The following is a 21083-nucleotide window of genomic DNA, read 5'->3' as shown; positions in this document are numbered from 1 at the left end:
TAAAAAAACCGAAGCCCTGGCTTCGGTTTTTTTTGTTGGATCAACCGGCTTTACGCTCAATTTCCTCTTTTGTCAGGACCCCTGGAAGCTCATTCTCCTTTGCCTCCCTGGCATCCTGCAGTTTTGCGTACGCCTGAGTCCAATTGGCTTCATCGTAGGCTAGCTGCGCCAGCTCGCTTGGTGCCACCGCAAATGCCGAGGCCAACTGTTCAGCCGTCTCACCCTCTGGCGCAGGAAGCGGCGTCGTCAGGTCCGCTTGCTCCCCTCGCAGCTGTTGTAGTGCCTCCATGAAATCGATTGCCGGATCGAAGATGCTGGCCAGTTCAACCTGCAGTGCCTCAAAACGCGTGCTGTGCACACGCCTGAGATAATCCTGCCAATAGATTTCCTGGGTCATCCACTCGAGCAGCAGAGCCGCCTGATCCTGGCGGATGATGTGCGCAGCGTCTGCGAGCATATCGCTGGTGACCCAGAACACCGTATTACCATGGACCATTTCTGTCGGTTGATGACGCAAGCCCAGGCGTTCGGCCAGATGAATCCGGTAATACAATTCCACTTCGATCGCATCGATAAAGTGCACGAACTGCGGATCGGCCTGCCAGCCACGGATCTGCTCCGCCACATAGGTACGCAGGCGCTGCAAGCGCCAGCGGCTGATACCCAGGGCGAGCAATTGCCGGCTCGCCTGGTCACCTTGCGCCAGGGCAACCTGGCTGAGCGCTTGATCGGCTTCGCGAAGCCCCTCCATGTCACTGAACACCACAATGTCGCGGTCCTCGCAGGTATCGGCATCAACTGCCTGGGCGAACAGTTGCCTGCCCAGCCCTTCAGGGTCATTCGCTGCCGCCTCGATCATCCGCAGCGCTTCATCCTGGCCTATTTGCCCGTTGTTCAACAACCGGTCCAGCAAGCACCGGAATGACCGCGACCCGGGCAGGCGAAACAGCTCCAGCGCGGTTTGCTCCTGTTCTTGCGTCAGCGCCTGATAGGCACTGAGGTCATCATCCGCGCCCTCATCCAGCACTTCCTCGATCAGCACGTCTGCGCCCGGTTCGGCCTGCACCTGCATGCGCTCACCAATCAACCGGGTGATGAGCGCTTCGCTCATGCCCCCATAGCCGAACGACAGCCCCGGCATCCTTCCGGCACCCACGGGCACCTCGGTGATGGCGTTGCCTTCGAGACGCACTTCAATGTTCGAGGTGGTCTCGAGCCCGGCCGGCCAGCTAGCGAGCTGCGCATCCGGCAAGGCCAGAAGGCGCAGCGCTGGCATCTGGCTGATGTCTGGGGTGCGCATCAGCGGGTTCATGCCCATGGACAATTCGCGCAAGTTGGTAATCCCTGCCAGGTCACTGACGTCGGCCTCGGTCAGGGTGATGTTGTTACGGGCCAGGAACAACCGGCGCAAGCTCGGCATCCGGGCCAGTTCAGCAAACGCCCCCGGGCCAAAACTGGCTTCGTTCTCCATCAGCGACAAGAAGCGCAAGCCAGGCAGCTGGCGCAAGGGCGACAGTTGCTCGGCTGTCACAGTGACAGGTGATGGCGAGACGCCCCGCAGATCCAGCGACCACAAGCGCCGAAGCCCGCTCAAACGCGCCAGGTGGGCCAACCCTGTTCGGCTGTAGGTGAGATCAAGTACCCGCAACTCACTCAGTTGCTCAATGTTCTGCGGGATTTGCGTGATCGGTGTGTGACGTACGCTCAAGCGGCGCAGGTTGGGAAAAGCCCGCAAGAAATCTGCCGGCAGTTCGCTGATGGCCGTCATGCTGCTCAACTCCAGCTCGAGAATCTGGTCGATGGCGCTCGCAAGAGGCGGCAGCGCATCCACCACAGGGGAGTCGAGTGTCAGGAGGTAGCCAGGCGCCCCATCCAGTTGATACTCGCTGACCTCAAGTGGCGCCCTGCTTCGAAGCTGCCAAACATCCAGCAACTGCATCGCCAGTTGCCTGCGCCGTTCGCGGACAGTGGCTGTAGCCCCCTGCTCCACCCAGGCTGACAAGCCTTGGCGTTCGCTTTCAAGCTCCTGCTCCAGGTCACCGATCACGCTGTCCAACGCTTCGCCCTGCAAGCCTACATTGCGAGAAAAGTCGCGCAACTGCGCATCGGTATAGTCGGGAAACAGGGTACGCAGACGCTGCTCATCCGTGCGCGGCAACAAGCGCCCGACCACCCCGCCCAAGGGGTAGCCGCGGCGCCCTGCCCCCACCGGCAGAGGCGGCCTAAAGCGGCCATGCTCCACCGCCATGCCCAGCGCCAGCCGCGCCTTGGCAGGCTGACGCGCTGCCTGCACCAGCAGGGCGCGGCGCAGTGCGCTGCTGTCACCGATATTCAGGCCAAGCGCCACGCGCTCGCTGTCGGGCAAAGCCTGCAGCAGGCTGGCGAAGAAGCCGTGATCCGCTGTCTCAAACCCGCTCAACTCGGCGTCATTTTCGTCGAAAGCGCGCCAGCCTCGGGCGCTTTTAACCAGGGTTTTTCGCGACGTCGCGCTCGCGCTGCCAATGCTGTCGAGCTCGGTGCCGGAAACACTGTCGCGGCGCACACTCACATGAACCGTATCGCTCCAGCCAGATAATTCCGGCAACAAATGCAGGGCCAGCCGGTAGCTGTCGTCATTGGCCAGGTAGCTGACTTCGAGGCCTTCGCAGGCACGTGACAGGCGTACCTGGCGCGACGCCTCGCGGGCCCGTTTGGCAAGCGTCAGCGGCACCCGCCCGGAAGCCTGCCAGCGGCTGCGTTCAAGTTCGCTGGCAGCCTTGGCCAGCGCTTCGGCGAACGGACGCGACAGCCCCTGGAAATCCCTTTGCAGCGCCGTTTGCAGTGGGTCGAGCGGTTCACTCACATTCTGGTACAGGCTGTCGAATATCCGTGACCTGGATGCCTGCATCTGCTCAGCCAGTTGCTGGCCGATCTCGGCCTCAAGGTCGCGGGCCAGGTGGTCATTACCAAACCAGCGGCTGCGTTCGGCCAGGCTCAAACCTTCTACCACCCGGCGAGCCAGACTACCCGCCGCAAGATCACTGCGCGACACTTTGATCGCTTCGACACCAGGCACCGGGCTGCCATACACCGTGGGTTGCCCCCACAATTCGGCACTGTCGTACAGCTCGATGGCCTTGCCCATCGGCCAGCCCGGCAACTCCGGCAGGAGCGATACCGGGTATTCGAAACCTTGCTGCAGCCCCTGCCCCGCCCGGACACTGGCGATCTGCGCACTGATCAGGTGATCAATTTCAAACCGCTGCCTGACGTCAAGCAGAGCCGCCGGAGCAGGTTCGTTATCACTGTAGACACGGCGCAGTTCAGCGTCGCTGACGCCGCTGATGTCGGCCATGCGCTCAAGCACCGCGTCAGGCCAGCCCTCGAAGGCATGCCCGAGCCTGCGCACCAGGGCCTTGCGCGGCCAACGGTCCACGGGTTCCAGGGAGTGATGCCACGCGCCTTGACCGTTGTGCTCAAGCACAGGCCGGTAAGCCTGGGGATCGTCAGGATGCTCGACGCGCCATTTGCCCAGGCGCGAATCCAGGGTGATTTCGAACGGTTTGCCGTCGATGCGAATGTAGCGCTTGTCAGCAACCCGAAAAATGCCCTGCGGGTCGGCAAAGCGTCCCTCAAGGGCCGCTGCGCTTTGCTGGTAAGGGTCAAGATCCGGCCGCCACAAGCGGACCTCGCCACCCGGTAGCTCGACAGCCTCCAGCACATCGATCGCCAGGGGCTGGCGCAGCGCTGCGCTCACGGCGCCGCCGGCAATTCCCAGACCGGCGGTAAGGGCCAGGTTGATACCAAAGGATTGCAGGTAGCTGATGGTCTCTCGCTGGTCATTGGCTTCCCAGGCCTGCAGACCATGGAAAAGGTCGCTTAGCAGCTGCGCGCCCAAGGCCACCATCATCACTTCGCCCAGGCCCGGGACAAAGAAGGCGGCAACGTTGAGCATACTAAAGCCCAGCCCCAGGTAATGGTTCAACTCCTGCAGCCAGGCGTCGCGATCAACATCAGCGGTCGGCACCGCCAGCACTTTTGCGTCGTCCCGGGCCCTGGCCAACATCGCGGTGTGCAGGTAATCGAAACACTCGCCCCGCACTTCCTGGGCCTTGGGCTTTTGCACGTGCCAGTTGCTGGAATTGGTCAATTGACTGAACACACTCGATTGCCCACGGCGCCCAACGAAGCGACTGAAAAAACGCTGGAATTGCGGGTCCTGCAGGCGTTCTTTCAAGCTGCTGTAAAAATCTGCATAAGAGTCGTACTCCTGCACAGGCCTGATATCGCCCGGCATCACTACCACCACTGGCACCGGCAGTTGCTGGCCCGCCGGATCGGGGCCAACCAACAGGAAGCCGCCGCCCAGGGTGCTACCGAAGAGGTTGAGCAGGTAGCAACGCGAGCCGTCGAACGCGCTGTTGCCACGCTCATTGACCTTGTCGACCCTCAAGGTCTGGGTGGCCTGCGCCTGTGCCGACTGCCTGAGCATCTGTTTGAGCATGCGGTAGGCCGGCTCGCTGATGTGCCCGGCAATACGCGCGGCGTGCACGTTGCTTTCGCAGCGGTCGCGGGCTGCCGAAACCAGCGTGCGGCGTACGGCGTCGCGCGTCTTGGGGGCATCTAGAATCGATTGCAGATGATCCTGGTACTGTTGGCCAATATCCAGCTCCCGGCACAGCTTCGCAAACTGATGGGGGCTGATTGGCGACTTGCTGGAGTAATGGATGGATTGATGGGCGCGGCGCGCGGGGTCCACGGTCGAAGGGAAAGGCTGCAAGGCACCCACCGCCGTTACCGCGCTGTAGGCATCGGTGCGAAAGATCTCGACATCGCCCGCACTGAAGTTCTGCAAGGCCGCTTGCAGCAGCGGCTGGCGTGATATCAGCACCGAGGCCAGACGGTCCTCGCGCAACGAAGCGTCATCGCGCATGTGTACCAGTTCATTGGTGGTTACGCTGACATCCTGGGCGAAACGCTTCTTTATTTCAGCGCGCAGCAGCGGCTCGGCAAACTCGCTGATACCCTTGATCTTGCTCAGGACCCTGGCGGCGGCAGCGCTGGAAACCTCGGTACGCCTGAGGCTGTCGCTCAAGGCCTGGCGCAGTTGCGGATCGGTATCAGCGACCACCTGCGCACGGGGTAATTGACGTTGATGCAGCTCTTTGATGGCATGGGTGCTGGCGTGGCTCAGCCAGGTGGGGATCTGCTGGGTGAAATAGCGCTCGTGGCTATTGAATGGCGTGAGTGCGTCGGCGGTCATTGTCGCGGCCTCTTGGATGGCGTGAGGCAGCAGTCAACCAAAGGCACGCCGGGCGCAGGATGTAGTTATATATGCACCTGAAGGCCACAGCCGATCAAACCTGCTGATTGTGCTGCAACACGCTCACCTATAACGCCCGGGCGTGCTTGTGAGCATCCGCCGCAGGAATTAGATTGGCCAATAATCTCTGGCTTTGATCATAAGGGAAACGCATGACGCTCACCGACCAGTCCACCCAGGTCCGCCCCGGCGAAGAACTTGACGCCGCCGTGATCGACCCTTATCTGAAAGCACATATTCCGGGCCTGGCCGGTGCGCCAACCATCAGCCAGTTCCCCGGTGGCGCCTCGAACCTGACCTACCTGGTGCAATACCCCGAGCGCGAGTTTGTGTTGCGCCGCCCCCCGTTTGGCCACAAGGCCAAGTCCGCCCATGACATGGGCCGCGAGTTCCGCATCCTCAACCAGCTCAACAGCGGTTTCCCCTATTGCCCCAAGGCCTACGTGCATTGCACCGACGAGTCGCTGATCGGCGGCGAATTCTATGTCATGGACCGGGTCAAGGGCATCATCCTGCGCTCGGACCTGCCGCCGGAGCTGGGCCTGGATGCCCAACGCACCGAGACCCTGTGCAAGAGCTTCATCGAGCGCATGGTCGAGCTGCACCAGGTCGACTACAACGCCTGCGGCCTGGGCGACCTGGGCAAGCCCGAAGGCTATGTGCAACGCCAGATCGAAGGCTGGGCCAGCCGCTACGAAAAAGCCCTGACCGCGGACGCACCGCGCTGGGAAAAGGTCATCGCCTGGCTGCGCGACAAGATGCCGGCCGATCACCCCAAGCCTGCCATCGTGCACAACGACTACCGTTTCGACAACGTCATCCTCGATGCCGACAACCCCATGCGCATCATCGGCGTGCTCGACTGGGAAATGACCACCCTCGGCGACCCCTTGATGGACCTGGGCAACACCCTGGCCTACTGGATTCAAGCCGACGACCCGGCGCCGGTGCAACTGATGCGCCGCCAGCCGAGCAATGCCCCGGGCATGCTGAGCCGCCAGCAGTTTGTCGACTACTACGCCGAGCGCGCCGGGATCAAAATCGACAACTACGACTTTTACTACACCTACGGCCTGTTCCGCCTGGCCGGCATCGTCCAGCAGATCTACTACCGGTTCTTCCACGGCCAGACCCAGGACAAGCGCTTCGCCCAGTTCATTCACATGAACACGCTGCTGGAGCACATGAGCCTGCAGGTCATCGCCAAGTCCCCACTCTGACGACTAAAACAAGGAAAAGATCATGTCCAAGACCCAACTGTTCGACCTCGACGGCAAAGTCGCCTTCGTCTCCGGTGCCAGCCGCGGAATCGGCGAAGCCATCGCCCACCTGCTGGCCCAGCAAGGCGCCCATGTGATCGTTTCGAGCCGCAAGCTCGACGGCTGCCAGCAGGTTGCCGAGGCAATCATCGCCGCCGGCGGCAAGGCCACAGCAGTTGCCTGCCACATCGGCGAGATGGAGCAGATCAGCCAGGTCTTCGCCGGCATTCGCGAACAGTTCGGGCGCCTGGATATCCTGGTCAACAACGCCGCCACCAACCCGCAATTCTGCAACGTGCTGGACACTGACCTGGGCGCCTTCCAGAAGACCGTCGACGTCAACATCCGCGGGTACTTCTTCATGTCGGTGGAAGCCGGCAAGCTGATGCGCGACAACGGCGGCGGCAGCATCATCAACGTCGCCTCGATCAACGGCGTATCGCCAGGGATTTTCCAGGGCATCTACTCGGTGACCAAGGCGGCGGTGATCAACATGACCAAGGTCTTCGCCAAGGAATGCGCGCAGTTCGGTATCCGCTGCAACGCCCTGCTGCCAGGCCTGACCGATACCAAGTTCGCCTCGGCGCTGGTCAAGAACGATGCGATCCTCAACACCGCCCTGCAGCAGATACCGCTCAAGCGCGTGGCCGATCCGAAGGAGATGGCCGGCGCGGTGCTGTACCTGGCCAGTGATGCGTCGAGCTACACCACTGGCGTCGCGTTAAATGTCGACGGCGGGTTTCTGAGCTGAGGGCTGGCCGTAAAAGAAAGGGGCCCAGGCCCCTTTCCTCATGCCTAGATGCTTTTGCCGATCAGGGCTTGCGCTGTACCCCTGAAGGCCCGGGCTCCGGGCTTTGTGTCGGTATGCCCTGGGCAACGTACTCGCTGACTACCTGGCGGGTGTATTCGACCCTGGACAACTGGATCATTGCCGGCATCAGGTTGAACGCTTGCAGCCGATGGTCTTCGTTGTCCAGCACCAGCGGCCCGGAACTCACCGGCACCTCATCACGCTCGGCAATGACGTTGCGGGCCTGAGTCAAGAGTTGCTCCAGCCGGGTACGTGCCGATTCGCCCAATGTGCGTGGCAGCCCTTCACCAACGGCCAATTCCTGCAGCGCCGACTCAACCTCGTAGCTCCAGGGAGCGCACTCTTGCGCAACCAGGTGCTCCTGCCAGAACGGCTGGTCGCTCAAGGCAACGGGGAAATCCTGAGCCTGCGTGGTCAGCACATCTGTCTCGACCTCATCCGCCATCGAACCGGTCATCCACGTCACCATGCCGGCATTGACCTGGCGTCTGGGCTGGTGGCGCAAGCGCAGCCGGGCCGTCAATGCGATACGAATGTACAACTCGATCTCGGCATAATCTGGCTGGCCAGCGCGTTGCCCCCACCAATCAAGGTACCGCCTGGCAACAGAGGCTCGCAAGCTGCGCAGCCGCCACAAGGAAAGACCCAGGTCGATCAGCTCAGGGCGGGCATTGCCAGAGGCATCGGCCGCCACCCGATCCGCCTCTGCCAGCCCCAACAGGTCGGAAAAACGCTGTACTGCAGAATCAATGCAGCCCAGGTCCAGTGCCACGCGGTAGAACTCCTCGCGCCGGGTTTCATCGAACATCCGCAGGATGATCGAGTGGGCTTGCCTGGTTACCTCGTCGCGCTCATCCGCTGGCGTTCGCGACAGTATCGTATTCATCAACGCAAAGAACGCACGGCTGCCATTACTGTTCGAATCGACCAGTTGCTGCGCCAGGCTGCGGTCTTGTTCCGACAGGCCGTCGAACAGATTACCTACGACTATCCCTTCAGCGCCGATGGGCGCATCAGGTTCGATCTCCTCCTCTTCGGATTCATTTGATGTCTCGCCCAATTCGACCCGTGACAGGTAGAATTCGCTATGATCCGCGCCCTGCAGGTTATTCACTTCAGCCATTTCCCTCAAAACCCGTTCGCGATCCGTGGCGTTGAGGTTGACAACCGACAGACGCAGCCCGCGCGCACGGCCAGCACCAGCCGGCACCGTGTTCAGGTCGACCTCTGTAAGGTTAGCCTGTTCAATATGCGCGAGGTTTTCCAGCCCAACCGGCCAATCAGCCCGGGAGTAATGCAGGTCGAGACAGCGTAGATCGCTCATGGCACTCACATCGAGCCCTGCGTTCAGCGGATTGCGACTCAGGTCCAGGTGGCGCAGATGAACGAGCCCGCGGACATTCTCCCCATACAGCGTGAACGAGTTGCCCGAAAGGTCTAGATGCGTCAACTGTTGAAGTGGCGCCAGCGCGCCAATCACATCGCCCTCGAACAGCGCCCGGCAGTCCTGGATCTGCAAGCGCCGCAGGTGTTGGCAACGGGCGATAGCCGCCATGTCTTCGGTGTCCCAGGTGCGTGCGGCGTAAACCGATTCGCCCTCGCTTTGCGGCGGCGTCAGGTGAATGATGCTCAGCTCTCTCAACTGCGCAATCTGGCCGATCGGCCTCAGGTCCTCTGGACGCAGGTGTGCGTTGGTCAAGGACAGGCTACGCAGCTGCGGCAATTCCACCAGGCCGTTTGGCAGCCTGCCGACCCGGGTGTTCAAACGCAGTTCGCGCAGGTTCGCAAAGCGCGCGAGAAAGCGGCCAGGCAAGCTATCCATGGCCGGCAGGTTAATGGTCAGGACCGTTATGGCGTCGAAGTCCAGCGGCAATTCGGGCAAGCTGCTGACAAACCCATCATTGATCTCAAGCACAGTGACTGTCGGGTCCAGTGCGTTGAGCAACTGCTCGGCAATATGCCCTCGCCGGCGCGCCCCAAAACCCGCCCCGTACACAGTGGTGGCCCCGACCCAGGCCCGCAGCGCACCGTCCAGGCGCAATCGCGCATCTTCCAGGCGATTGAGTGCGTCAACGACCGTTGGCCCCTGTCGTGTCACCTGTTCAAGAATACGCTGGATATGGCTATCGAGTGCCCGAGGGAACATCAACTGCAACCGTTCGATGCTGCTCTCGCGCTCGAATCGCCCACCCGTACCAGCCATCGCCCGGGCGCGGCGCTCGGATCCATGCGGATGCAAGGTAACCCGTGGACGTTCGATGCCGAGCAGGGCCAGGGAGCGCGTCGGCTGGCTCACAGCCAGTTCATACAGCAGGTCGCGCAGTCGTTCAGTCTCGTTTGTACCCAACCCCAGGCGTTGGCGCTGCGCCGGCCCCATCAGATCCAGCAATGCGCCATAGAAATCACGGTGTAAACGGCTTTCAAGGTAACGTTCGCCTTGCAGTTGTACCACTTCGTAGCTGGACGCGCCGCCAACCCCCATCCCCCAGGACGCCGCACCTTGCACCTGGGCAAGGCGCCTGGGCGTGGTTCTGCGCACATCCCCCGGGTACAATGCCAGGTTCAGGTCCGAGTGCCAGCTGGGCAAGGCCGGTAACAATGCGAACGCCAGCGTACGGGTATCGAGGTCGGCTTGAGCTGGCGCGCGAAAGCCCATCAGCGCCCGCGTCAGCCGGTACGCGTTCCAGGCTCGGCGTGAACGCTCAAACAGGTTCAGGTCAAGGACACCGCGGGCAAGACGCTCCAGAACGGGCGGTGAGGACTGGGCAATCAGCTCGTCAAGCATCTGCACAGGCAGGTTCGGGTAATGCTGGCGAAGCTCTCCGAGCTGTACATCGGAAGCCACTTGCGCCGACTCAGGCAGTTGCGGCATGTGTTCGCTGCGCGCCAGGAATGCACGAAAAAGCCTGTCGTACCATTCCAGAAACAGCACCGCCGGCGGTGCGCCGCAGTCCGGCCCACAGTACGCGTTGCTATCGTCCTCAAGCGGGCTGCGTCGTGGCCGGAGGACTTGAGTCTCGGTGCCGGCAAATAACGCACGAAATGCTGTCAGCTCTGGCACCTCGTACTCAGCAGGCACTACACGCCCATCCTTGACCAGCGCCAGCAGCGATTCGGCCTTGCGCACCCGCCGCAGTTGGCCGATCGTCCACACCAGCAATGCAGGCGGCGCGTCGTCATGGCTATACACCCTGCGCAAGGTGGCATTGGTTACCCCACTGAGGCGTGCAGCCAGCATCAGGTCGTCATCGCCAAGTTCGTCCAGCCAGCTACCCAGGCGACGCAGAAGCGTTAGCCGCCCCCATCGTTCAGGCCGCTCCAGGCTGTGATGCCAACTGCCCGCGCCGTTGTGCTCGAGGATCGGGTTGTAAGTACGTTTATCGGAAGACAGGTACAAGCGCTCTTTGCCGATACTGGCATCGAATCTGATCAAATAGCTGCGGCCATTGATACGGATGGCCCGCCCCAGGGACGAGTGGATGATACCTTGGGAATTTGGCGGATCGAACTGCAGCCCGGGCCTCAATGTGTATGGGGCCAGGTTACTGGCCCAACGGCTGTAGCGACCGTTGGGCAGGATTACCCAGCGCAACGGCGCGACGTAGTCGGAAGGGGCCTGGCCTTCGTCCTCCTCGCAGGCCTGAAACCCGACGCCGGCCCCGTACATCAGGTGCTGCTGGGTAGCTTCGAGAAAACCGGGGATTCTGGCGAACGTGGTGCGACCCTCCACCTTCGCGGTGGGCACGGCCAGGTACTTGGCATCATCGCCCAGCCTGCGGCACATCTGCTCATACCAGTGGGCCTTCAAACCCTTGTTCAGCGATTGGGTACGCAGATTCAAGCGCCTGGTGCGTGTGTACTCGTCGGTTTCCTGCAAGGCTTCCAGCACGCGGGGCCATTTGGCCAATGGCACGAACCGACGGAAAAAGGCCTGGAAGGCTCCGTCGCTCAACTGTACCTGCAGATCATTGAGAAACGCTGAACGGGAGGGATACTCCTTCAGCGGCTGCTGTGGATGCCCCGGTACAAAGGCAACGCAGGGCGCTTGCGGCTTGGCCGCGCCAAACACGAGAATTTCACTCAGCGCCAGATCATCCAGCAGGTGTAGCGACCACTCCTCGGCATAATCGTAGGGTGAAATACCGTCGTTGAGCGTATGGCGGATCTGACTGCCATGAGGGTCATCACGCTCAGCGCCCTTTATGAATTCGTTAAGGACGACCTTCGCGGCGCTGCTCAACAGCCCCTTGATATCGGCAATTACCAACTCCTCGGACAGAACATTCGTGGCAGCTTCACATTTGGCCTGCTGCAAGGAGCCGGCAGCCAGCTGGCGGGTCAGGTACTCCTGGTATTGTTTGCCCAGATCCAGGCTGCGAACGCGCAACGCATAGCCGACACCCTCATCGGCATAACAAACAATCGAGCTGACGGCATCTAAAGCATCGCGTTCCTTGCCATTGAATCCGGCAAACAGGTCGAACTCCGTCGGTATCGCCAGCTTGACGAAGGGATTGCCGCCCAGTTGCAGCAACTGCGTCTGGCTGAAATTCTGCAAGGCTGCCTCATACAGCGAGCGCTGACTCACCAGCACCTCATCCAGGCGGTTGGGTAGCATGGCTGAGTTGGGCTTGAACACCAAAAACGTGCCATTCTCGGTATCGACCACATCACCGTGGCTTTCCTGGGCCATTTGCTCAAGCCTGGGTCGACAGAATTCATGCAGGGTCTGCAACGTGCTGATTGCCGCTGTCAGTTCATGGCGCAGCGTGCGGCCCTCTTCACGTATGCGCATCAGGCGCAGGCGCTTGGCCGGATCGGCAGTCTGCAGCCATTGGGGCAAACCTTCCTGTTCAAGGGGTGAAACCAACGACGGGATGTAACCGATCCCGGCATGCGGCAACGATGCCACAGGGGAATTGTTCATTAGCGATGACATCTTAGGTGCCTCTGATTGAAGGGGAACCTTCAGTTCATCAGAGGCAGGCAGCGCCGATCACATAGATAATTGTTCAGTACCTGGGTTGTACTGGGCAGCGCAAACGCTTGCGTTTAACATGGCGGCCTTGCGCCTGCCAACGCGCGTCCTGTTAAGCCCATGCCATGCCTTTCGAACTCAGCGTAGACCTCACTACCCTCGCGATTCTCGCTGCCGTCGCCTTCGTTGCCGGCTTCATCGATGCCATTGCCGGCGGTGGCGGCCTGCTCACCACCCCGGCGCTGCTCACTGCCGGCATGCCGCCGCACCTGGTGCTGGGTACCAACAAGCTCAGTTCGACCTTCGGCTCAGCCACCGCCGGCTTCACCTATTACCGGCGCAAGCTGTTCCACCCGGCGCAGTGGCGTCACGCCCTGGTCGGCACCTTCGTCGGCGCCCTGATCGGTGCGGTGGTGGCCCACTACCTGCCCGCCGAATGGCTGAACAAGATGCTGCCGGTGATCGTCTTTTTGTGTGGCGTCTACCTGCTGTTCGGCGGCACGCCCAAGGCACCACTGGATGCCGACGCACCGGTAAAAAAGACGTGGCAGATCCCCCAGGGCTTCACCCTGGGCTTCTACGACGGCGTGGCCGGCCCCGGCACCGGCGCGTTCTGGACTGTCAGTACCCTGCTGCTCTACCCCATCGACCTGGTCAAGGCCAGCGGCGTGGCGCGCAGCATGAACTTCGTCAGCAACGCCGCTGCCTTGTCGGTGTTTATCTTCTCCGGCCAGGTCGACTGGCTGGTGGGCCTGTCGATGGGTTCGGCGCTGATGGTCGGCGCGTTCTTCGGCGCACGCACCGCCATCAGCGGCGGCAGCAAGTTCATCCGCCCGGTGTTCATCACCGTGGTGCTGGCGTTGACTGTGCGCCTAGCGTGGCAGCACTGGTTCGGCCAGGCCTAGGCGCCGGGCCACGTACAGGTCAATCAGATACCGCGCAATCGAGCGTCCCGCCGGCAACGGCGGCAGCGCATCGACGCGGAACCACTGGGCATCCTCGATCTCGTCCGGCTGCATGACGATCTCGCCGCCGGCGTACTCGGCATGAAAGCCGAGCATCATCGAATGCGGGAACGGCCAGCACTGACTGCCGACGTACTGGATGTTCTGCACCTCGATCGCCACCTCTTCGCGCACTTCGCGCACCAGGCAGTCTTCGGCCGACTCGCCAGGCTCGGCGAAGCCTGCCAGGGTGCTGTAGACGCCGCTGACAAAGCGTGGTGAACGGGCCAGGAGGATTTCGTCGCCACGGGTAATCAGCACGATCATGCTCGGCGAAATGCGCGGGTAACTGCGCAGATCACACGGCGCGCAGTACATGGCCCGCTCCCAGTGGATCTGGCTCATGGCCTGGCCGCAGCTGCCACAAAAGCGGTGCTCGCGGGCCCAGGTGCCGATCTGCGCGGCGTAGCCAAGAATCTTGTAGGTCTCAAAGTCGCCTTCGAGCATGAACTGACGCAAGCCGCGCCAGCTACAGCCGGCTACCACCTGCGGGCTGCGCAACTCCAGAAGGAACACCGGCTGGCCATCGAAATGGCCGATACCGTGTTCGCAAAGTACATCCAGCTCCTGGCGCTTGAGCCAGTCACGCGGGAACAGCGCGCCGTTGTCATCGACCAGAAATCCCTCGCGGCTGCGGGCGACCGCCCAGCCGCCGGTAAGGTGTGTGTCCAGTACTGCGGTGGTCCAACGCGCTGACATGTGCCGGTTCCTTGCGGGGCTCGCCGCCGGGGGTCAGTCGGCGAACTCGGGTTTCTGTTTGCTCATGTGGGCGGCAACCGCCACCCGCAGATCGGTGGATTGCAGCATGGCGGCGTTCCAGGTGGCGATGTACTCCAGGCCATCGTCGATGCGGTGATCACGCATGTAGCTGATCATGTGCTTGGTGCCGGCCACGGCAATGGGGGATTTTCCCGCAATTTCGGCGGCAATGGCAAAGACTCCGTCAAGCAATGCCTCATGGCTATCGAACACGCGGTTGACCAGGCCGATACGCCGGGCTTCGTCGGCGGCAACATTGCGCCCGGTGTAGGCCAGCTCGCGCATGATGCCGTCGCCGATGATCCGTGGCAGGCGCTGCAGGGTGCCGACGTCGGCGGCCATGCCCATGTCGACTTCCTTGATCGAGAACTGTGCATCGCTGCTGCAGTAACGCATGTCGCAGGCCGAGACCAGGTCGATGGCGCCGCCGATGCAGTAGCCCTGGATCGCCGCCAGCACCGGCTTGCGGCAGTTGTCAACGGCATTGAACGAGGCCTGCATGCGCAGGATGGTGCGACGCAGCAGGCGCGCATTACGACCGACGTCCTTGCCCAGCTCGTTGGCTACCGAGGCCAGCAGCATCAGGTCGATGCCGGACGAAAAATGCTTGCCGGCACCGCTGATTACCACCGCGCGCACTTCGTCGGTTTCATCGATCCAGCGGAAGATCTCGACGATTTCGCTCCAGAACGCCGCGTTCATGGCGTTGTACTTTTCCGGGCGGTTGATCTGCACGTGGGCAATGCGGTTGTTCAGTTCGACCTTGAACGCTTGGTAGTCAGTCACGGTGCTCTCCTTGAAGGCGGCGAGGTTGATCGCAGGACTATAACAAGGTGCCTGTTGGCGCCAAGGCCGCGCTTGTGCCAAAACCGGGACTTTTACCTTGATCTCCGTTCACACATGCGGCACTTTGCCCAGCTGTTGAATCATAAGGATACATTTTCATGTCCCGCTCCCTGGCCGGCGCCCTGGCCCACAATTTTCTCGGCCAGTCGCCGCGCTGGTACAAGGCTACCTTGTGCCTGTTCCTGCTGCTCAATCCCCTGCTGCTGTTCACCCTCGGCCCGGTCGTGGCCGGCTGGGTGCTGGTGATCGAGTTCATCTTCACCCTCGGCATGGCGCTCAAGTGCTACCCGCTGATGCCCGGCGGCCTGCTGATGGTCGAAGCCCTGCTGCTGGGCATGACCACGCCGCAAGCGCTGTATGAAGAGCTGCAGCACAACTTCCCGGTGATCCTGCTGCTGATGTTCATGGTCGCTGGCATCTACTTCATGAAGGACCTGCTGCTGTTCGTGTTCTCGCGCATCCTTCTCGGTGTGCGCTCCAAGGCCCTGCTGGCCTTGCTGTTCTGCTTTCTGTCGGCCTTCCTCTCGGCGTTTCTCGATGCGCTGACGGTCACCGCGGTGATTATCAGCGCCGCGGTCGGCTTTTACTCGGTGTATCACCGCGTCGCTTCGGGCACTAACCCACGGGAAGACTCGGACCTGGACAGCGACCAGCACGTCGCCCATCTGCACCGCGAAGACCTGCAGCAGTTTCGCGCGTTCTTGCGCAGCCTGCTGATGCACGGCGCCGTCGGTACCGCCCTGGGCGGCGTGTGCACCTTGGTGGGCGAGCCGCAGAACCTGCTGATCGGCCACGAAATGGGCTGGCACTTCGCGGACTTCTTCCTCAAGGTTGCGCCCGTGTCACTGCCGGTACTCGCCGCCGGACTGGTCACCTGCGTGCTGCTGGAAAAGCTGCGCTGGTTCGGCTACGGCACCCTGCTGCCAGACAACGTGCGCCAGGTGCTGGCCGCCTATGCCGCCGAAGACGATGCCCAGCGCACCACGCAGCAACGTGCCGCGCTGGTGGTACAAGGCCTGGCGGCGCTGATCCTGATCATCGGCCTGGGCCTGCATGTGGCCGAAGTCGGCCTGATCGGCTTGTTGGTGATCGTCTTGATTACCGCCTTTACCGGCATCACCGACGAACACCGCCTGGGCCGCGCGTTCCAGGACGCCATGCCGTTCACCTCGTTGTTGGTGGTGTTCTTTGCCGTGGTTGCGGTGATTCACCAGCAGCAGCTGTTTACCCCGCTGATCCAGTGGGTGCTGGCGCTGCCGGCCGATCAACAACCGGGCATGCTGTTTATCGCCAACGGCCTGTTGTCGGCGATCAGCGACAATGTGTTCGTCGCCACTATCTACATCACCGAGGTCAAGCAGGCGTTTGTCAACGGCGGCATGAGCCGCGAACACTTCGAGACGCTGGCGGTGGCAATCAACACCGGCACCAACCTGCCGAGCGTGGCCACGCCCAATGGCCAGGCGGCGTTCCTGTTCCTGCTGACCTCGGCAATTGCCCCGCTGATTCGCCTGTCGTATGGGCGCATGGTATGGATGGCGCTGCCTTACACCGTGGTCATGGGCGGCCTTGGGTGGTGGGCGGTGACTTACTGGTTGTAACTCTTCTGCATGCACGGAACCTGTGGGAGCCGGCCTTGCCGGCGATCGAGCGCGCAGCGGTCGCAATCCAGACAGGCTCTCGCGATGCCTTTAACCACATTGCGCCCGGTCGCGCGCCGGGCACTGGGCGCGGTGCAGGTTCAGCGCGGTGTTGATAATGCCGATGTGGCTGAACGCCTGGGGGAAGTTGCCGAGCATGCGCCGGCCCAGCGGGTCGTACTGCTCGGCCAGCAGGCCGACGTCGTTGCACAGGCCCGCCAGGCGTTCGAACAACGCCCTGGCCTCGCGCTCACGGCCCAGCAATACATAGACATCCGCCAGCCAGAACGAACAGACCAGGAAGGTCCCCTCCCCCGGCGCCAGGCCATCGCAGCCGCTGTCGCTGTCATAACGCAGCAACAGGCCATTGCGCAGCAGGCGCTGCTCGATGCGCGCAAGGGTGGCGAGAAAACGCGGATCATCCGCCGGTAGAAAACCGGTCAGGGCAATCTGCAACAGGCTGGCATCCATCTCGGTCGAGCCATACGCCTGGACAAAACAGCCCAGTTGCCGGTCGAAACCCTGTTCGCACACCTGGCGGTGTATCTCGGCAGCGACCTGACGGTAATGCCCGGCCCGCGCCTGGCCTTCTTCGGTGGTGTCGCTCAAGCCGGCAGCACGGTCAAAGGCCACCCAGGCCATGACTTTGGAATGGGTAAAATGCTGCTGCCCGCCGCGCACCTCCCAGATGCCCTCGTCCGGTTGCTGCCAGGTGTTTTTCAGGTACGGCATGATCAACCGGGCAATCGCCGCGCTACGCGGGTGGCGCGGCAAGCCACCGCGAATCGCCTGGCTCATGGCGTCGGCGACCTCGCCATAGATATCCAGCTGATGCTGCAAGGCCGCGGCATTGCCGATGCGCACCGGTCGCGCGCCCTGGTATCCGGCCAGCCACGGCACTTCATACTCCGGCAGCCGCCGCTCGCCGGCCAGGCCGTACATGATCTGCATCTGCTCGGGGTTGCCGGCCACCGAGCGCAGCAGCCATTCGCGCCAGGCCTGGGCCTCTTCGAAGTAACCGAGGTTCATGAACGCCAGCAAGGTCATGGTCGCATCGCGCAGCCAGCAATAGCGGTAGTCCCAGTTGCGCTCGCCGCCCAGGCGCTCGGGCAACGAGGTGGTCACCGCCGCAACAATGCCGCCGGTGGGCGCGTAGGTGATGGCCTTGAGGGTGAGCAGCGAGCGCTTGACCAGCGCCGTCCAGGGGCCGACGTCCGGGCAGCGCGACGAAAATTGCTGCCACTGCTCCCGGGTCCGTTGCAAAGTTTGCTCGGCGTCGAACGCAGCAGGCAATGGCAGGTGTGACGCCTGGTGGCTCAGGCTGAAGGCCAGGCGCTGGCCGGCCTTGACGGTAAAGCGGCTGCCGGTGTGATGATCCAGGGCATGAGTTGCCGTGTCGCTGCGCACGATCAGCCGGTCCGGCCCGACCACCGCCGAGAGCACCAGCGGCTCGGCCTTCTCGACCCAGGGCACGCTGTTGCCATAGTCAAAGCGCATCACCAGGTCCATCTCGAACGGCACTTCGCCCTCCAGGCCTTCGACAATGCGCAACACGCTGTTGTGTTCAGCCAGGGGCATGCAGTCGATCAGGCGCGCACGGCCACTGGTGGTGGTGAAGGTGGTGTGCAGGATCAGGGTGCCGTCGAGGTACTCGCGGTTGACCCGCACTACCGGCTCGCTCGGCGCCAGGCGCCAGCGGCCGTTTTCTTCATCGCCGAGCAAGGCGGCGAACACCGCCGGGGAATCGAACCTGGGCAGGCACAGCCAGTCCAGGGAGCCGTCGCGGCCGACCAGAGCGGCGCTGCGGCAATTACCCAGCAAGGCGTAGTCTTCGATCAAACCGGGCATTGATCCCCCTTGTGCGTGAACCTCAACCAATCGGGTGCCAGACCCGTCGATCGCGGGTCAGCAGTTCGTCCGCCGCGGCCGGGCCGTTGTCACCGGCGGCATAGGGCTGCACCTCGCCGCCCTCCTTCCAGGCATCGAGGAACGGCTGCACCGCACGCCAGCCGTTCTCGATGTTGTCGGCGCGCTGGAACAAGGTCTGGTCGCCGGTCAGGCAGTCGTAGATCAGCGTCTCGTAGCCAGTGGACGGCTGCATCTTGAAAAAGTCCTTGTAGGCAAAGCCCAGCTCGACGTTCTCCATGGCCAGGGCCGGGCCCGGGCGCTTGGCCTGCAGGTCGAACCACATGCCTTCGTTGGGCTGGATCTGGATCTTCAGGTAGTTGGGCTTGAGCCGCTCGACCTCGGTATCGCGAAACTGCGCATAGGGCGCAGGCTTGAAGCAGATGGCGATCTCGGTGTCACGCACGCTCATGCGCTTGCCGGTGCGCAGGTAGAACGGCACGCCGACCCAGCGCCAGTTGTCGATCATCACCTTGAGGGCGACGAAGGTTTCGGTGTTGCTGTCAGGCGCGACCCGGGGTTCTTCGCGGTAGCCCGGAACCTTCTTGCGCCCTTGTTTGCCGGCGCAGTACTGGCCGCGTACCGAGTTTTTCAGGGCCATGTTCTTCGACCAGGGCCGGATCGCACCGATGACCTTGGCTTTCTCGCTGCGCACCGCATCGGCGCCGAACGCCGCCGGCGGCTCCATAGCGACCATGGCCAGCAACTGGAACAGGTGGTTGGGTACCATGTCACGCAGGGCGCCGGTGGTGTCGTAGAAGGCGCCGCGGCTTTCGACGCCGACGGTTTCGGCGGCGGTGATCTGCACATGATCGATGTAGTGGTTGTTCCAGAACGCTTCGAACAGGCCGTTGGAAAAACGGCTGACCAGGATGTTCTGCACCGTCTCTTTGCCCAGGTAATGATCGATGCGGTAGATCTGTTTTTCGCTCATGACCTTGAGCAGGCAGGCATTGAGCGCTTCGGCGCTGGCCAGGTCCGAGCCGAAGGGTTTTTCCACCACCACCCGGCGAAAGCCGTCGCTTTCGTCGAGCAGGCCGGCGTCGCCCAGGCGCTGCACCACTTCGCTGAAAAAGCGCGGCGAGGTGGCCAGGTAGAACACCGCATTGGCGCTGGGGTTGCTGCGGATGCGTTCGGCGATGGCCTGGTAGGTCGCCTCGTCGAGAAAGTCTCCGGTGAGGTAGCCGATGCGCTTGGCCAGGCGCGCCCAGAGTTTGTCGTCCAGGCACTTGCTGGCGCCTTCGCTGGCCCTGTCGCGCTCGCGCATGAAGGCTTCCAGGCGCGCGGCAAATTCACTGTCGGTGGCGGCGTTGTGATCGACGCCAATAATGCGCAGGCCCTTGTCGAGCAGGCCGTCGCGGCTGAGGTTATACAGCGCCGGCATTAACAGGCGTTTGACCAGGTCGCCGTTGGCGCCAAACAGGAACAGGTTGCAAGGCGGTGCCGCTTCGATCGGTGTTTTGCTCATTCGGCTTTCTTCTCGACGTGACCACCAAAACCGAAGCGCATGGCCGACAGCATGCGGTCGGCGTAGGTGCCCTGCTGCTGGCGCGAACGAAAGCGTGCGAACAGCGCACTGGACAGTACCGGCACCGGCACCGCCTGCTCCACCGCCGCATCGATGGTCCAGCGCCCTTCGCCGCTGTCGGCCACCGAGCCGCTGTAGCCGCCCAGTTGCGGATCGGCCACCAGCGCGTCGGCGGTAAGGTCGAGCAGCCAGGAGGTGACCACACTGCCACGGCGCCAGACCTCGGCGATCTCGGCCAGGTTCAGGTCAAAGCGGTGCTCGGCCGGCAGCGCATCGCTGCCCTTGCTCTTGAGCAGGTCGAACCCTTCGGCATAGGCCTGCATCAGGCCGTACTCGATGCCGTTGTGGATCATCTTCACGTAGTGCCCGGCACCTGCGGGGCCGGCATGGATATAACCCTGTTCGGCACGCCCGGCCGGGCCCTGGCGGCCGCGGGTACGGGGAATGTCACCGACCCCGGGGGCAAGGGTGGCGAACAGCGGGTCGAGGCGGTCGACCACCGCCTGCTCGCCGCCGATCATCATGCAATAGCCGCGCTCCAGGCCCCAGACGCCGCCCGAGGTACCGACGTCGATATAGTGCAGGTTGCGCGTGCCCAGCTCGGCGGCGCGGCGCATGTCGTCCTTGTAGAAGGTATTGCCGCCGTCGATGATCACGTCGTCGGCGTCGAGCAGATCGGCCAGTTGCGCGATGGTCTGCTCGGTCGGTTCACCGGCCGGCAGCATCACCCACACCGCCCGTGGTTTTTCCAGCTTGCCCACCAGGGCGCCAAGGTCATGGGCGCCGTTGGCGCCTTCCTTGACCAGGGTTTCAACCGCCTGGCGATCGCGGTCATGCACCACCATGCGGTGCCCGCCACGCATCAAGCGCCGTGCAATATTGCCGCCCATGCGGCCCAGCCCCACGATTCCCAATTGCATGTGCGATGCTCCCCTGGAATGAAAAATACCGGCTCAGGCCTTCAAGGTTAGTCCAGCCCTCGCCCACTTGGTTCAGCGACGAACGGCAAGACACCCAGAAACAAAAAAGTTCCCAACCCCGGAAAAAGAAT

The 21083-nt window shown here is 62.5% G+C and carries 11 protein-coding genes; 4 read left to right on the top strand and 7 right to left on the bottom strand.

Annotated features, from left to right (window positions below):
• Positions 1–40 precede the first annotated feature (40 nt).
• On the bottom strand, positions 41–5242 hold the full coding sequence (locus tag ABIE20_RS00185) for a dermonecrotic toxin domain-containing protein (protein WP_429501730.1): 5202 nt from the start codon (positions 5240–5242) through the stop codon (positions 41–43).
• A 212-nt stretch (positions 5243–5454) separates the two neighbouring features.
• Here ABIE20_RS00185 and ABIE20_RS00180 point away from each other — a divergent pair, with 212 nt between their 5' ends.
• Positions 5455–6522, top strand: coding sequence for a phosphotransferase family protein (locus tag ABIE20_RS00180; RefSeq protein ID WP_429501728.1), 1068 nt, complete (start codon positions 5455–5457; stop codon positions 6520–6522).
• Positions 6523–6544: 22 nt separating this feature from the next.
• Positions 6545–7312, top strand: coding sequence for an SDR family oxidoreductase (locus ABIE20_RS00175; protein WP_429501726.1), 768 nt, complete (start codon positions 6545–6547; stop codon positions 7310–7312).
• Between the two features lie 61 nt (positions 7313–7373).
• Here the strand turns inward: ABIE20_RS00175 and ABIE20_RS00170 are convergent, their stop codons facing one another.
• A complete protein-coding gene (locus tag ABIE20_RS00170) occupies positions 7374–12299 on the bottom strand; it encodes a dermonecrotic toxin domain-containing protein (RefSeq protein WP_429501724.1) in 4926 nt (1641 codons plus the stop codon).
• Between the two features lie 176 nt (positions 12300–12475).
• Here ABIE20_RS00170 and ABIE20_RS00165 point away from each other — a divergent pair, with 176 nt between their 5' ends.
• On the top strand, positions 12476–13255 hold the full coding sequence (locus ABIE20_RS00165; RefSeq protein WP_429501722.1) for a TSUP family transporter: 780 nt from the start codon (positions 12476–12478) through the stop codon (positions 13253–13255).
• On the opposite strand, the gene nudC is transcribed toward ABIE20_RS00165, so the two are convergent.
• Both nudC and ABIE20_RS00155 read right to left on the bottom strand, forming a co-directional pair.
• Positions 13223–14053, bottom strand: a complete 831-nt coding sequence (gene nudC / locus ABIE20_RS00160; RefSeq protein WP_429501720.1) for an NAD(+) diphosphatase — start codon at positions 14051–14053, stop codon at positions 13223–13225. The two genes, ABIE20_RS00165 and nudC, sit on opposite strands and share 33 nt — an antisense overlap.
• A 33-nt stretch (positions 14054–14086) precedes the next feature.
• Positions 14087–14899, bottom strand: coding sequence for a crotonase/enoyl-CoA hydratase family protein (locus ABIE20_RS00155; RefSeq protein WP_429501718.1), 813 nt, complete (start codon positions 14897–14899; stop codon positions 14087–14089).
• A gap of 158 nt (positions 14900–15057) precedes the next feature.
• Here ABIE20_RS00155 and nhaB point away from each other — a divergent pair, with 158 nt between their 5' ends.
• Positions 15058–16560 (top strand): sodium/proton antiporter NhaB, encoded by a 1503-nt coding sequence (gene nhaB / locus ABIE20_RS00150; protein WP_429501716.1) that lies wholly within the window; start codon positions 15058–15060, stop codon positions 16558–16560.
• A gap of 90 nt (positions 16561–16650) precedes the next feature.
• On the opposite strand, the gene ABIE20_RS00145 is transcribed toward nhaB, so the two are convergent.
• From ABIE20_RS00145 to gnd, 3 genes are read right to left on the bottom strand one after another with little or no spacing between them, the layout of a single operon-like run.
• On the bottom strand, positions 16651–18447 hold the full coding sequence (locus ABIE20_RS00145; RefSeq protein WP_429501714.1) for a glycoside hydrolase family 15 protein: 1797 nt from the start codon (positions 18445–18447) through the stop codon (positions 16651–16653).
• A gap of 22 nt (positions 18448–18469) precedes the next feature.
• On the bottom strand, positions 18470–19972 hold the full coding sequence (zwf, locus tag ABIE20_RS00140) for a glucose-6-phosphate dehydrogenase (RefSeq protein WP_429501712.1): 1503 nt from the start codon (positions 19970–19972) through the stop codon (positions 18470–18472).
• Positions 19969–20952, bottom strand: a complete 984-nt coding sequence (gnd, locus tag ABIE20_RS00135) for a phosphogluconate dehydrogenase (NAD(+)-dependent, decarboxylating) (RefSeq protein WP_429501710.1) — start codon at positions 20950–20952, stop codon at positions 19969–19971. Before gnd ends, zwf begins: the two co-directional genes overlap by 4 nt.
• Positions 20953–21083 lie beyond the last annotated feature (131 nt).

The sequence above is a fragment of the Pseudomonas sp. 2835 genome, assembly GCF_050435905.1.
GTDB lineage: Bacteria > Pseudomonadota > Gammaproteobacteria > Pseudomonadales > Pseudomonadaceae > Aquipseudomonas.
This window is presented reverse-complemented; position numbering and strand designations above follow the sequence as displayed.

Excerpts from the sequence above, each read along its gene's own strand:
- ABIE20_RS00185 (WP_429501730.1), bottom strand. The coding sequence starts at position 5,242 with ATGACCGCCGACGCACTCACGCCATTCAATAGCCACGAGCGCTATTTC.
- ABIE20_RS00180 (WP_429501728.1), top strand. The coding sequence starts at position 5,455 with ATGACGCTCACCGACCAGTCCACCCAGGTCCGCCCCGGCGAAGAACTT.
- ABIE20_RS00175 (WP_429501726.1), top strand. The coding sequence starts at position 6,545 with ATGTCCAAGACCCAACTGTTCGACCTCGACGGCAAAGTCGCCTTCGTC.
- ABIE20_RS00170 (WP_429501724.1), bottom strand. The coding sequence starts at position 12,299 with ATGAACAATTCCCCTGTGGCATCGTTGCCGCATGCCGGGATCGGTTAC.
- ABIE20_RS00165 (WP_429501722.1), top strand. The coding sequence starts at position 12,476 with ATGCCTTTCGAACTCAGCGTAGACCTCACTACCCTCGCGATTCTCGCT.
- nudC (WP_429501720.1), bottom strand. The coding sequence starts at position 14,053 with ATGTCAGCGCGTTGGACCACCGCAGTACTGGACACACACCTTACCGGC.
- nhaB (WP_429501716.1), top strand. The coding sequence starts at position 15,058 with ATGTCCCGCTCCCTGGCCGGCGCCCTGGCCCACAATTTTCTCGGCCAG.
- ABIE20_RS00145 (WP_429501714.1), bottom strand. The coding sequence starts at position 18,447 with ATGCCCGGTTTGATCGAAGACTACGCCTTGCTGGGTAATTGCCGCAGC.
- zwf (WP_429501712.1), bottom strand. The coding sequence starts at position 19,972 with ATGAGCAAAACACCGATCGAAGCGGCACCGCCTTGCAACCTGTTCCTG.
- gnd (WP_429501710.1), bottom strand. The coding sequence starts at position 20,952 with ATGCAATTGGGAATCGTGGGGCTGGGCCGCATGGGCGGCAATATTGCA.